The organism is Chryseobacterium sp. MMO-72 (genome assembly GCF_037146035.1).
Classification (GTDB): domain Bacteria; phylum Bacteroidota; class Bacteroidia; order Flavobacteriales; family Weeksellaceae; genus Chryseobacterium; species Chryseobacterium indicum.
The window spans coordinates 313457-327581 of the sequence record NZ_JBBCWG010000003.1 but is presented as its reverse complement, the minus strand read 5'-3'; the positions used below and the strand labels follow the sequence as shown (position 1 = coordinate 327581).

Annotated in this window: 10 protein-coding genes; 8 read left to right on the top strand and 2 right to left on the bottom strand. The window is 36.5% G+C overall.

All coding sequences use genetic code 11. From position 1 onward, the window contains the following. The first annotated feature begins 8 nt into the window (after positions 1 to 8). The 5 genes from mreC to WFH39_RS06700 all read left to right on the top strand — a co-directional run bounded on the left by mreC (position 9) and on the right by WFH39_RS06700 (position 5303). Positions 9 to 863, top strand: a complete 855-nt coding sequence (gene mreC, locus WFH39_RS06720; RefSeq protein ID WP_235132486.1) for a rod shape-determining protein MreC — start codon at positions 9 to 11, stop codon at positions 861 to 863. Further along, on the top strand, positions 856 to 1362 hold the full coding sequence (locus WFH39_RS06715) for a rod shape-determining protein MreD (RefSeq protein ID WP_214588042.1): 507 nt from the start codon (positions 856 to 858) through the stop codon (positions 1360 to 1362). The genes mreC and WFH39_RS06715 overlap by 8 nt, the downstream gene beginning before the upstream one ends. After that, entirely contained in the window at positions 1359 to 3392 is a 2034-nt protein-coding gene (locus WFH39_RS06710) for a peptidoglycan D,D-transpeptidase FtsI family protein (RefSeq protein ID WP_214588044.1), read from the top strand. Before WFH39_RS06715 ends, WFH39_RS06710 begins: the two co-directional genes overlap by 4 nt. After that, complete coding sequence (rodA, locus tag WFH39_RS06705; protein WP_336689275.1) at positions 3389 to 4618, top strand: rod shape-determining protein RodA; 1230 nt, start codon at positions 3389 to 3391, stop codon at positions 4616 to 4618. Before WFH39_RS06710 ends, rodA begins: the two co-directional genes overlap by 4 nt. A gap of 106 nt (positions 4619 to 4724) precedes the next feature. After that, a complete protein-coding gene (locus WFH39_RS06700) occupies positions 4725 to 5303 on the top strand; it encodes a pentapeptide repeat-containing protein (RefSeq protein ID WP_336689274.1) in 579 nt (192 codons plus the stop codon). A gap of 651 nt (positions 5304 to 5954) precedes the next feature. Here the strand turns inward: WFH39_RS06700 and WFH39_RS06695 are convergent. After that, the gene (locus tag WFH39_RS06695; protein WP_336689273.1) at positions 5955 to 6668 is read right to left on the bottom strand and encodes a C40 family peptidase; all 714 of its coding nucleotides are present in this window, start codon (positions 6666 to 6668) and stop codon (positions 5955 to 5957) included. Between the two features lie 442 nt (positions 6669 to 7110). Further along, positions 7111 to 9306 carry a glutamine synthetase III family protein gene (locus tag WFH39_RS06690; RefSeq protein ID WP_076391403.1) on the bottom strand — a complete coding sequence of 732 codons (2196 nt, stop codon included), beginning with the start codon at positions 9304 to 9306 and terminating at the stop codon, positions 7111 to 7113. Positions 9307 to 9677: 371 nt separating this feature from the next. On the opposite strand from WFH39_RS06690, the gene WFH39_RS06685 reads away from it, so the two are divergent. The 3 genes from WFH39_RS06685 to WFH39_RS06675 all read left to right on the top strand — a co-directional run bounded on the left by WFH39_RS06685 (position 9678) and on the right by WFH39_RS06675 (position 14120). After that, complete coding sequence (locus WFH39_RS06685) at positions 9678 to 11369, top strand: DUF6909 family protein (protein WP_336689272.1); 1692 nt, start codon at positions 9678 to 9680, stop codon at positions 11367 to 11369. A 309-nt stretch (positions 11370 to 11678) separates the two neighbouring features. After that, the gene (locus WFH39_RS06680) at positions 11679 to 12143 is read left to right on the top strand and encodes a DUF1572 domain-containing protein (RefSeq protein ID WP_336689271.1); all 465 of its coding nucleotides are present in this window, start codon (positions 11679 to 11681) and stop codon (positions 12141 to 12143) included. A gap of 135 nt (positions 12144 to 12278) precedes the next feature. Next, positions 12279 to 14120 carry a M1 family metallopeptidase gene (locus WFH39_RS06675; protein ID WP_336689270.1) on the top strand — a complete coding sequence of 614 codons (1842 nt, stop codon included), beginning with the start codon at positions 12279 to 12281 and terminating at the stop codon, positions 14118 to 14120. Positions 14121 to 14125: the final 5 nt, after the last annotated feature.

Here is a 14125-nt window from a genome sequence, read left to right as displayed (position 1 = left end):
ACATCTGAATGGGATTTTTGCTGAGATTATTTTCAAAGAATGCACTATTTGTCTTCTTTATATTTCTGCAAATCATTGCTCTTGTTCTGATATTCTCTAAAAATGCCATGCAGAAATCCTGGATTGCAGGGCAGTCTGCTGCTTTCAATTCGTGGGTTTCGGGATATATTGATGAAGGGGTTTCGTATCTTAAGCTGAAACAGATCAACGAAGATCTTGTGGCACAAAATAAAGCCCTGATGGTAGAACTTTACGGAAAACAGGGAGCGAAAAATCCTGTGTTCAGAAAAGTTCATGATACCATCGGAGGCGGACAAATCTATACTTTTGTAGATGGGGAGATTGTTTTCAACAGTATCAACAGAAGAAATAATTACTTTACCATCAACAGAGGCCGCAGAGACGGTGTTTTTCCGCAAATGGGCGTGATGGCTCCGAAAGGGATCGCCGGAATTGTTATTAATTCTACAGACAGCTATGCTTTGGTTCAGTCGGTTTTAAGTGTTAATAAAATCAGAATCAATGCTGCTTTAAAAAACTCAGGATATTTCGGAACTTTAACATGGAACGGGGACAATTCCAGAGTCATGCATCTGGCGGATATTCCAAAATATGTTGCGTTAAAAATTGGTGATACTGTGGTTACCGATGGAAAATCAGCGATTTTCCCTAAAGGTGTACAGATCGGAACCATTGCAGGATATTCTGTGGATAATAAAACCGGATTCTGGGATATTTCGGTGGAACTAAGTGAAAAAATGGGGGCTTTAAGCAAAGTTTATGTGGTTAAAAACCTCAAAAAAGCTGAAGTTCAGAAGATTCAGGATACCATGCAGGCTGTAATAAAAAAGGAAAATGATTAGCAGGACATTATTTACGGATATATTGATTATGATTTTTCTTGTTTCATTACAGATTTTTGTACTGAACAGGATCACCATTTTCGGAAAGTACACTCCTGTACTTTATCCCGTATTCGTTATGTTTTATCCTTTTTTCAGAAATAAATTTCAGTTTTTAGCATTAAGTTTTCTCATCGGACTTTCCGTAGATGCATTTCTTGGAACCTGGGGAATGAATGCGTTTGCAACCACTTTGATTGCTTATTTCAGGACTTTGATTTTCAGAACTTCTACAGATACTTCCACAGATTTTTTCTCTTTTCAGTCCCTGCAGTGGGCGCAGTTTTTACTGTTTTTATTTTCAAGTATCTTTTTGCATCAGCTTTTAGTTCAGTACATTGAATTCTTCAAGTTCAGCAGATTTTTTGAAATATTGCTTAATGTATTGGTAACTAGTTTAATTTCGTTTATATTTATAGTTATTTACGCATTAATCTTTAAAATCAAACAAAAAGTTTGAACACACGTTATTTAAAAATCTTTTCCGTTCTTATCGTTATCGCTCTGATTTTTGTGGCGAGAATTGCTTATTTACAGTTGTTTACGGATCGTTACGCTTTAAATGCGGCGAACACTTCCATTAAAATTGAATACGTTATTCCGCAAAGAGGAGTCATTTTTGACCGGAACGGTAAAATTCTGGTGGGAAACCAGCCTGCTTACGAAATTTCCTTCACTCAGGCTTTGATGCGTCCTGATTTTGATACCGTTGGATTCTGTAACCTGATGAAGATTTCGAAAAATGATTTCGTCAGAACCATCGAAAATATTAAAAAAGAAAAATATTATTCTAAGCTGACTCCCATGACCTTCATGAAAAATCTAAGCCGTGAAGATATTGCGAGAGTTCAGGAAATCATATTCAAATATCCCGCTTTCAGCATCGTTTCAAGACCTCAGCGACAATATGAAGTTTCTACGTCGGGAAATCTTTTGGGATATACCAGTGAAGTTAACGAAAGAGAAATTAAAAAAGACTCTGCCTATTATTTACCGGGCGATTTCATCGGAAAAACAGGGGTTGAAAAAGCCTACGAAAAAGACCTTCGCGGAGTGAAGGGAATGAAATATATTCAGAAAGATATTAAACTGCGGAATGTAGGACCTTACAAAAACGGATCTTTAGACAAAGACGTTATCACAGGAAAAGATATTACACTTACCATAGACTACGATTTGCAGAGAATTGCTGAAGAAATGCTTGTCAATAAGCATGGTGCGATTGTAGCAATTGATCCCAATAACGGAGAAGTTCTGGTGGCTGCAACCGGACCGGATATCGATCCGAATCTTTTTACAGGACCGAATAAATCTAAAAATCTATACGCTTTATCCAAAGATACGATCTACGAGAACAAACCGACTTTCGACCGGTCTTTACAGGCGGCTTATCCTCCCGGTTCCACATTTAAATTGTTAACCGCTTTGTCTGCTATGCAGATGGGCGTGATGGACGAAAATACAATCTTCCCTTGCGGTGGCGGATTTAATTACAGAGGCTTGAGAATTAAAGGTCATGGTGGTGCAGATCCTCTGATCCCTGCTATTCAGGTTTCGAGTAACTGTTACTTTTCGTACGCTTATTTAGCAATTCTCAATAAATATCCCGGAAATCCTTCGAAGGGAGTTGACGAATGGAAAAAGATCATGAGCAGCTTTGGAGTAGGAGAATTTTTGAATAATGATTTTGCAGTAGGTGCAAAGGGAAGAATTCCTACCGGAGAGTTTTATGAAAAAAGAATGGCTTCCATTTACAAAGCAAGTGGTTCTAAAAAAGATCCTAAAAACTGGGATCCTTTGGCTACAGGAGCTGTTTTCAACGGAATGGGACAGGGTGATGTTCTGGTAACTCCGCTTCAGCTTGCCAATTATGTTGCTGCAATTGCCAATAAAGGATGGTATTATACTCCGCATATCGTAAAATCGATCGACGGAAAACCCAATCCTGATCCGAGATTCAAAAAGAAGCATCAGACTTTGGTTGATAAAAAACATTTTGAACCCGTTCTGAAAGGAATGGAAGCCGTAGTTTTAAGAGGTACGGCACATGGTTTAAAATCAAATGACTTCACGCAGTTAGCAAAAACAGGAACTGCACAGGTTCCACAGGGAAAAGATAATTCCATTTTTGTTTTAATTGCTCCGGCTGATAAACCTAAAATTGTGGTTGCAGCGGTAATGGAACATGCAGGATTTGGAGCAACCTGGGCGGGTCCAGCCTCAACGGTAATCGCCGAAAAATTTATTACGGGTGATCTGAAGCGTGAAAATCTCTACAAAAAAATGACTTCCTCAAGCTTTATGCCTGAATACAAAAGACAGTGGATTGCAGATCTGAAGCGCAAAGGATTGTACAAAGAACCGGTAGATTCTCTCAAGCAAAAAAGAATACAGGACAGCCTGAAATTCGTAAAAGAGCAGAAAGCAAAACTGCAGAAACAGATAGACATCGAAACGAAAAATAATAAAACAAAACCTGCTAAACAATGAAATGGGCAGAAGGAATAGATAAATTAGGTCTTGGCTTATATTTCCTGCTTTGTGCTTTTGCCATCGCAAATATTTACAGTGTAGACCAGAAGTTAGGAGAAAAACAGCTTATTTTCTTCTGCATTTCCCTGTTCGTAGGATTGGTGATTTTCGTGGGACGAAGCAAGTTCTTCGAAAATATGTCAGGAATTATTTACATCGGTGGAGTATTGCTTCTCGTAGGGCTTTTTCCTTTTGGTAAAGAAATTCTCGGGCAGAAAAACTGGTATAAATTCGGAAGTTTTACCATGCAGCCCGTTGAGTTTGCAAAGATAGGAACCGCTTTAATGCTCGCAAATTATGTTTCCGGACCGGAATTTAATCTGAAAAACAGGAAATCTTTACTAACTACTTTAGCCATTGTAGGTATTCCGGCTGTTGTCGTTCTTGCCATTCCCGATGTAGGTTCTATGTTGGTTTTTATCGCCTTTTTTATTGCCTTGTATCGTGAAGGATTGAGCGGAGTTCTGTTTGGAGTAGGATTTCTTTTTGCAGGGGTTTTCCTCGTTTCTCTGGCAATAGATCCGATCTGGGTTGCCATTACCATCGTTCTGATTATCGGAGGTTACATTGCAATGAATTATTACAAAATGTCGTGGAATATTATTTCCATTTCAAGTATTGCGGGTTCGGTGCTGCTTTTATGTGGTCTGGCTTTCGGTGCGCCTTATATTTTAGAAAAACTACCAAAACACCAGAGAGAAAGAATTGAGGTTCTTTTTAAAGGTGAAAAAGCATTCAGAGATACTTCCGGTTATAATTTATTGTATTCTAAAACCGCTATCGGTTCCGGAGGACTTTGGGGAAAAGGATACCGCGAAGGTTCCGTTACGCAGGGGAAATTTGTTCCGGAGCAGGAAACCGACTATATTTTCTGTACGGTAGGTGAAGAATGGGGTTTTATAGGAAGCGCTGTTCTTATTCTTTGTTATATGATCTACATCGGACGAATTTATTATCTCGCCGAGCAACAGAAATCGGGATTTAACCGCGTGTTTGGATATTGCTTTGCCTCGATTCTTTTAATGCACTTTACCATCAATTTAGGAATGGTAATGGGGCTATTCCCAACTGTTGGTATTCCGTTGCCGTATTTCAGTTACGGAGGAAGTTCTTTACTGGCGTTCTCAATGATGACTTTTATTTTCTTTAAACTGAATTATTCGGATAAGAATAGTCTGGTTTAAAAGCTTAAAGCCGGAAGTGGGATGATGGAAGTTTAAAATGCTATGTTTTAATTTTCAAACTTGAATCTGCTAAATTCGCGAAATAAAATAACTCTCAACAAAGTTCATGAAAGAATCCTATTTTTCAGATCAGCATTTCGAGAACATAAATTTCACGCAGCCTTTAGACAAAGGCGAATACGAAAACTGTACTTTCCGAAACTGTAATTTTGAATACGCGAATCTTTCAGGATTCAATTTTAACGACTGCGAATTTATTGACTGCAACCTCAGCATGATGAATCTGGTTTCAACAGCTTTTCGCGAGGTGGTTTTTAAAGAGTGTAAAATGTTTGGACTGCATTTTAACGACTGCAATGAATTCGGATTATCATTTACATTTGAAAGCTGTTTTCTTAACAATTCCATATTTTATAAAACATCAATCAAAAAAACACTATTCAGAAATTCAAAATTAATTGAGGTCGATTTTTCTGAATGCGATTTATCGAACGCAATATTTTCCGGATGCGATCTCTCCGGAGCTGTTTTCGACCACACCAACCTTGAAAAAGCGGATTTCCGTACATCGTTCAGCTATTCCATCAATCCTGCTTCAAACAGGCTTAAAAAGGCTAAATTTTCGCTCTCTGGAATTCATGGTCTTCTTCATCAGTTCGATATTGAAATTGATAAAAACGGATAGGGTACAGTTGATGGTTAATTGTTGATCGTTGATCGTTTTGCTGTCTAATACCATTTTATCTTTGGATTTTCTGTACATAAATATTCCGTAGGAATGATATCTGTGTAGCATTAATGAAGAACGCAGAATAAGAACTCCGCAGGAGTTCAATTTCAAAGTATTTTAATAACAAAATTAGATGAGAACTGATCTAAGTTCAATCTCGAAGCTTTTACAGGTGAAGTTAGTTTGTTAAACTAACCTCAGTCCAGATTAAGAAATGAATTTAAATAATTGATTTACAGTATTGTATTAATTTATCGCAAAGAAAAACAAAAGATTTTTTTACTTATTGAAAGTTTGTAAGCTAAACAAAGGCACTTTGTTTATTTAAAAAAGACAAAAATGGTATTACTTTGATAAGTTTTACGCATTTGTATATCTTAAAAGTTAATTTAATCTCTTGGTTTAACCTTGCGTTTAAGAAGACTTATCCCGAACTCAGATTAAACTAAAAATAAATTATTTATCCTCTTAGTATTAGAAAAAAGCAATTCCCCTTCTCTGAAGGGGTGGATTTTGCGAAGCAAAAGACGGGGTAGTCAAAAACGAAACAATAAAAAAACCATCAAAATTTCTGATGGTTTCATTATTTAAATCAATTATTTAAAATTAAAAACTTGCTGCGTTTGCTGCCGGAGTTGTTGTTGCAAGATTATTGTAAGCTTCTCCGTTTTCGTTAATGATTCTCTTTCCGAATCTGTATTTTGGACCCCAATAAGAATCATTTAATGAAGAAATCATAACTCCTTTTGATGTTGCGGCGTGAATAAACTTCACTTCTCCGTCTTCAGTTACGCTTTCTACGATTCCTACGTGAGAAATTCTTCTTCCGTGAGAAAAGAAGATTAAATCTCCTTTCTGAAGGTTTTCTTTCTCGATTTTTTCACCTTCTTCAGATTGTGAAGCAGCTACTCTTGGTAAGCTAAGACCTGCTGCAGCTCCGAAAACTGAAAGAACGAAAGCAGAACAGTCGATTCCGTTTCTTGTCATTCCTCCATATCGGTAAGGAGTTCCAAGATAAGTCTGTGCTTCGTTTAAGATGTTGTCGATTGTTGCGTTATGCTTGATTGCTTTTGCAATCTCAGAATTTTTGATAGAATTTTTTGTGTTGGCTAAAGTAGCTGCCTTTTCTGCAAGAAATGAGTTGATTAATTTCTGCTTATCCTGCTCCATTTTGTTTGTTTCAAGAGAGGCAAGTTTGGCATCTGTTTTGTATTCTTTAGCGTAAGTTGCTGGTTTTGAAACTACGTAGTTTGTAACACACGATTGTAACGATACAGTAGAGACGAAAGCAACTAGATAAAACAAAACTCTTTTCTTCATATATATTTGATTACCGTGTTAAAAAAAGGATAGTATATTTTCAAAAGCAATACAAAAATATAGAATCCGAGTAAAAGAGCCCCGATATGACAATTGTCAGGTTCTTTATTTAACACATTTTAACATAATTTTTACGTATGTTAAAAAAAAATAAACCGCAACCGCCTGTTTTGGATAGGTGTGCGGTTTTTTTTATTAAGATTCTTTAACAAAATTATTGCAGATTATGGTGGAATAAAGGATAGTCAATCAAATTAATTCAAAATACCCCATTATAAATTTTGTTAATAAATGATTGGTTTTTCGGCTGTTTCAGGTTTTTAACTCTACTTTTTAATGCTTTTATAACGGCTGTTGTTATCGATTTAACAAAGCATTCATATCTCATAAAAAAACTCCCCGATCAATAGGGGAGTTTCACTAATATGGAACTTTACAAATGTTACTTTGTAAATAACATTTCTCTGTATTTCGTCATTGGCCAAAGCTCATCATCTACCATCATTTCAAGATCGTCTGATGCATCTCTGATGGTGTCGAATAAAGGTTTTACCTTATTACAGTATTCTTCAGCCTGTTTTTGGCTCTCGGTAACTGCTTTTGCCGCTTCTCTTGCTTTAATAAGATCTTCAACGCCTACTTTAATTTTAGAAACATTCTCGGAAATGCTTGTAATTAAGCTCATCTGTTCTTTTGCCAAAGACTTGAATTCTTTGTCTCCGAAAATTTCTTTTAACCCTTTTACGTTTTCGATCAGTCTGTTCTGATAATTTAAAGCAGAAGGAATAATGTGGTTTCTAGCGATATCACTTAATACTCTTGCTTCGATATCAATAACCGTAGAATATTTTTCTAATTTAATTTCGTTTCTCGCTTCAACTTCTCTGTGCGTGAAAATTCCCATCTCTTCGTAAAGCGCTAAGAATTTCTCATCCATTTCCTGCTTAAGAGCTTCCGGAGTTGTTTTTAAGTTGTTTAAACCTCTCTTTTCCGCTTCTTTAGCCCAGTCATCAGAATATCCGTCTCCTTCAAACATAATGTTTTTACACTGTTTAATGTACTCTCTTAATACATTGAAGATTGCTTCATCTTTCTTAAGACCTGTTTCAATTAAAGCATCTACTTCTTTTTTGAAGTCGTTTAATTGTTTTGCAGCAATCGTGTTCATTACCGTCATGGACTCTGCGCAGTTTGCAGAAGAACCTACCGCTCTGATCTCGAATTTATTTCCTGTAAATGCAAATGGAGAAGTTCTGTTTCTGTCTGTGTTATCCAACAAAATTTCAGGAATTTTTCCTACTACATTTAATTTTAAATCTGTTTTTTCGTCCGGAGAAAGTTTTCCTTCCGTTACTTTTTCAAGCTCTTCCAAAACTCTGAACAACTGACTTCCGATGAATACGGAAATAATTGCCGGCGGAGCTTCGTTCGCACCCAATCTGTGGTCGTTGCTTGCAGAAGCAATACTTGCTCTTAAAAGATCTGCATATTCATGAACTGCTTTAATTGTGTTGACGAAGAACGTTAAGAACTGTAAGTTTTTCTTAGGATTTTTTCCCGGGCTTAAAAGATTTTCACCTGTATCGGTAGCCAAAGACCAGTTATTATGCTTTCCGCTTCCGTTTACGCCAGCGAAAGGCTTTTCGTGGAATAGAATGTGGAAATGATGTCTGTGAGCGATTCTTGCCATAACGTCCATCAACAAAGAGTTGTGGTCAACAGCAACATTTACTTCTTCAAACATCGGAGCCAACTCGAATTGATTCGGAGCTACCTCGTTGTGTCTTGTTGTAACTGGAATTCCCAATTTCATACATTCGATTTCCAGTTCTTTCATGAAATTCATGACTCTTGTAGGAATTGAACCGAAATAATGGTCATCCAACTGCTGTCCTTTTGCAGGAGAGTGTCCTAACAAAGTTTTACCTGTTAATACAAGGTCTGGACGAGACTGATATAATGCAGAATCTACTAAGAAATATTCCTGCTCCCAACCTAAAGTAGGAGTTACTTTTGTTACATTTTTGTCGAAATACTGCATGACATTGGTTGCAGCTTCGTCTACCGCGTTCAAAGCTCTTAGAAGAGGAGCCTTATAATCTAAAGTTTCTCCTGTGTAAGAGATGAAGATCGAAGGAATACATAAAGTAGTTCCCATGATGAACGCAGGAGATGTAGGATCCCATGCGGTATAACCTCTTGCTTCAAAAGTGTTTCTGATACCTCCATTCGGGAAAGAAGATGCATCCGGTTCCTGCTGGATCAGTAAATTTCCGCTGAATCTTTCGATCGCTCTTCCACCTTCAATCGGAGTGAAGAATGAGTCGTGCTTTTCTGCCGTAGAACCTGTTAAAGGCTGAAACCAGTGCGTGTAGTGCGTTACGCCTTTGCTCATTGCCCAATCCTTCATGGCTACCGCAACCTGATCTGCAATGTGTCTCTGGATTTTACTTCCTTTTTTTACGGCATCCATAATAGACTGGAATGCTTCTTTCGTTAAATATTCTCTCATTGTTTCTTCAGAGAAAACATTCTGACAGAATAATTCTGATAATTTCACGGGAACTTCTACAGAATTATCTCTTCTGAAGTCCTTGAATGGTAAAGTTTCTAACGCTTTGAATCTTAAAGTTGACATATTAGGTTAATTTTTACGGGGCAAATTTACGAAAAAATTAAACCGAAAATTATTTTACCCTAAAAATTTAAGGGGTGTTTTTAAAATTTAATATAATTTTAAAATAATTGTAGTTTTTGGAGGGGCTGACTTTCAAAATTACATTCATACCTTATTATATATAAGATGTTTTTTCTGAATGGAAAATTTAATATTAATAAAATTTATTCCTGAAACTTTTAAAAACAAGCGGTGAAAATCTTAATTTTAAAACAGCAAAATATTTGTAGACTGATGAAATGAGATTTGCTAAAACATTGGTTATTAAGTTAAAAATTTCATTTAAAATATTTTTCGTAACTTAGCAGACTTTTTATAAAAATTTTAAATATATGACAAATTCTAGAGCAAGAGAAACCACCGAGGCAATTGAAAGACTATACATATCTATGAGACACCTGTTTTATAGAGGTTTTTTCAAGCCGAGCGGAGTTTCAGGAGAAAGCATTAGAAGTTTGTTGAAGACGATCAATCCGGAAATTTACGGTACCATGAGTATTCCAGGGAAACTGGAACTCGATGGTTTGATGTATGTTTTAGACAGACTTCCAGAAGGAATTGAAGAATGCGCCTTCATTCATCTTACATCAGACGAAGGTTTTGATAAAGGAAGTTTCGAACCGATTGTTCCTAAAAAAAGAAGAAGAAACTGTTACAGAATCGATGAACACCAGATGAACATTGAAGTTCTTTTGGGACGTTCGGAAATTTATGATATTCTTACCCACCTTACCTTTTTATTTATTGAGGCAGATAAAGTCCGTAATCTGGCTTTCATTCAGGATGAAAACTGGAAACCGACAAGGGCTTTCAAAATTATCGAAGAAGTGGTGAAAGGGGAGAAAAAATTCAGCAGAAGAGAAAAAGAAGTTGCCCTTATTCATTTGTCTTCTTTAATAGGAAGAACTTTTGATGAAACTTTAAAGGCTTACAATACTTTCGGGGATGATGAAAATCCTGACCGTTTATTCAAAATCATCTACAACCTTGCGAAAGTAAGTCTGGAAGATGCAAAACAGACGAGAGAAAGAGAAATTCATTTCAGTGCTATTTTAAAGGAAAGAGTAGGGCATCACTATTTTGGTGAAAAGTGGGCAAATAAAGTGAAAGAAGTTTTGTTTGAAAATAATCTTCACATGAGGCCGCTTCACATCATTTCTGCGAATATGCACTCTGTGAAAAATATGTTGTATGCCAACGAAGCATTGAAGAAAAAAGATCATAAAGAAGTAGATTATAAAATGTACGGAGAAATTTCCGACAAAAAAGAACTTCGCGATAAGGTTTCAAAATACGCTTTGGAACAGGGAATGATCTACATTAATGACAAAAGCGGAAGTAATATCGATGTACAGATCATCGACCTCAGCAAAACAGATCTCAGAAATACGCCTTTTCAGGATATTAAATTTGCAGGTGATGATGTCGTAATGGTTTTCGATTATGCATTCGGAGAACAGGCTTACGAGGTGATGGACGAATTGCTGAGACCTTACGAACATAAAGGCGAAGTATACATGATGAAGGTAAAATCTGTTTCCATCATGGGGAAAGCGGGAATTCTTGCCGGAAGAAAAGGAGACATCATGATTCCGACTTCACATATTTTTGAAGGAACAGCAGATAATTATCCGTTCGAAAATGCGCTGAAACTGGATGATTTCAAAGATGATGAATTGAAAGCTTTCGAAGGTCCGATGATTACCGTTTTGGGAACTTCGCTTCAGAACAGGGATATTCTTTCGTATTTTATGAATACTTCATGGAAAGCTATTGGTCTTGAAATGGAAGGAGCGCATTACCAGAAAGCCATTCAGGTGGCGTCGAAAATAAGACACCATATTTCTCCGGATCTGTTTGTGATGTATGCTTATTACGCATCGGATAATCCTTTGGAGACAGGAAGTACCCTTTCTTCGGGAGGTTTAGGATTAACAGGAGTAAAACCAACGTATCTTATCACCTTAAGAATCTTAGAAAAGATCTTACAGAGCGGAAAAAAAGAATCTTCAGCGAAAAAATAGTCTGATTAATTTCAATACATATAAACCTCGAATGTCTTCATTTGAGGTTTTTTGTTGAGGCACGAATTCAGTTTATTTAAACACGAATGACGCGAATTTTCTACACGAATTTCATTAAGTTTATTTGTGCCTAAAATTGTGATTATTATTTATTGAATTTGTGTTTAAGACATTTGCTTTAAAGAAAGTAAACTGAGCCGCGCGAATTTTCCACACGAATTTCACTAAGTTTATTTGTGTCTAAAATTGTGGTTTTTATTTGTGGAATTTGTGTTTAAGAACATTTATCTTTAAGAAAAATTAAAACAGATGAGTTCAACAGCACAATTAGCCAAAAGATTTCGGGAGGTTACATTAGATGGTTTATGGATTGCCAATACGAATTTTAAAAATCAGCTTTCAGATGTATCATGGGAACAGGCAACAGCGAAAATAGGCTCCTTAAATACAATCGCAATGCTAACTTTTCATATTGATTATTATATTGCTGGTTTAATTAATGTTTTTGAAGGGGGCGATTTGGAAATCAGGGATAAATTCAGCTTCGACCTGCCTCCGATTGAATCTCCGGAACAGTGGGAAAGTTTGAAAAGTAAATTTTTAAGCGATGCCGAAAAGTTCGCAGATTTATTACAGAAAATGCCCGATTCGAAAATGAATGAAGGTTTTGTAGACGAAAAGTACGGAACCTATCTCAGAAATATAGATGGCATGATCGAGCATTGCTATTATCATCTGGGACAGATTACTTTGATTAAAAAATTGTTGAATTAAACACAGATGACGCTAATTTTTCACGAATCACACGAATTTTTATTTGTGCTTAAAATTGTGTGAATATTAGTGATATTCGTGTTTAAATAGATTATTATTTTTAAATACTTATCTTTAGAAAAAATAAAATTTTAAATGAAAAAATCGGTTGCAATCCTGTTTGCATTTATCATTTCACAGTTTCATGCTCAGCAGGGAGCTTATTATCAGCAGAGTGCGAAATATAAGATGGATATTGATGTAAATGCTGAAAAGTTTACCTACGAAGGAAAACAGACCTTAGATTACAAAAATAACTCTCCGGACGAACTGAATGTTGTCTATTTCCATTTGTACTGGAATGCTTTTAAGCCCAATTCGATGATGGATCAGAGAGTTGCAGGACAAGGAAAAAACGGAGATTCCAGACTGCAGAAAGACGGTGTTTCAAGATTAGCTTCTATCCCGAAGGATCAGGAAGGAGCGCAGAATATCCATTGGATCAAGCAAAACGGCAAAACACTTAAGTTTGAAGTTCAGGAAACGATAATGAAAGTGTACCTTGCAGAACCGATTAAACCTAATTCATCCACTACATTTACTTTAGAATGGGATGCGGTAATTCCGCAGCAAATCAGAAGAAGCGGAAGAAATAACAGGGAAGGAGTGGATATGACGATGACGCAGTGGTATCCGAAAATCGCAGAATACGATTACGACGGTTGGGCGACATTTGATTATATCGGAAGAGAATTTCACGCGCTGTTCTCGGATTTTGATGTAACCATTAAAATCAATAAAGAGTATGTCATCGGGGCAGGAGGAATTCTGGAAAACCCTTCTGAAGTAAAAGGGTATGATGTCAATGCTAAAATTAAATCAGATAAAAATAAAGCAACATGGAAGTGGAGCGCTAAAAATATCCTTGATTTTGCGTGGGCTGCAGATAAAGACTATATCGTAAAAAGTTTTGACGTTCCGCAAGGTCCGAAAGTTTTCTTAGTATATCAGAATAACGATAAAACAAAAGTCTGGGAAGAAGCACAGCCTTACATCACGAAATATTATCAGTTGATGAATTCCCATTTCGGGAAATATGTGTATCCGACATATTCTTTCATTCAGGGAGGAGACGGAGGTATGGAATACGGAATGTGTACCATGATTTTAGGTGAAGCAGATGATATTGAGGGACTAATGGGATTAATGGCTCATGAAGGAGCTCATTCATGGTATCAGCAAATGTTGGCTACCAACGAACCGATGCGTCCGTGGATGGATGAAGGATTTACAAGTTATGCGGAAGGATATGTCATGAATCAGTTATTTCCTCCTGCAAAAGAACTTCCGAATCCTTTTGCCAATTCATTAAATGCTTATAGAAATTTTGTAAAAAAAGGTATCGAAGAACCGGCAATCTGGTTGGGAGATCATCATGATAACGGAACTTCCTATACGTATGCTTCTTATGTAAAAGGAGAATTATATCTGGTTGAGCTGGGTTACATTATGGGGGAACAGAATCTTGCGGAAACATTGAAGCAGTATTACGATCAATGGGCGCTAAAACATCCTTCAGACAGAGATTTTTTACACATTGCCCAAAAGGTTTCGGGGATGGATCTGAAATGGTTTCAGAATTATTGGATTAACACCACAAAAACAATAGATTACGGAATCAAAGACGTAAAATATGATGCAAAATCCACCACCATTACTTTGGTGAATAACGGACAGGTTCCGATGCCGATTGATTTCAGCGTAATGACGATCGATAAGAAGGTAATTAATTATCAGATTCCTATGAACATGACACATACGTGGAAGGAAAAAGATGCTTACGGAGAATTCAAAACAATGCCATACTGGCCTTGGACTCAGAAAGAATATTCGATTACTGTGCCTTATACAAAATCACAATTGTCTGTTTTAGGAATAGATTTTAGTCAAAGACTTGCTGATGTAAATATGGCAGATAATTTCGTTGAAGTGAAATAAATTTA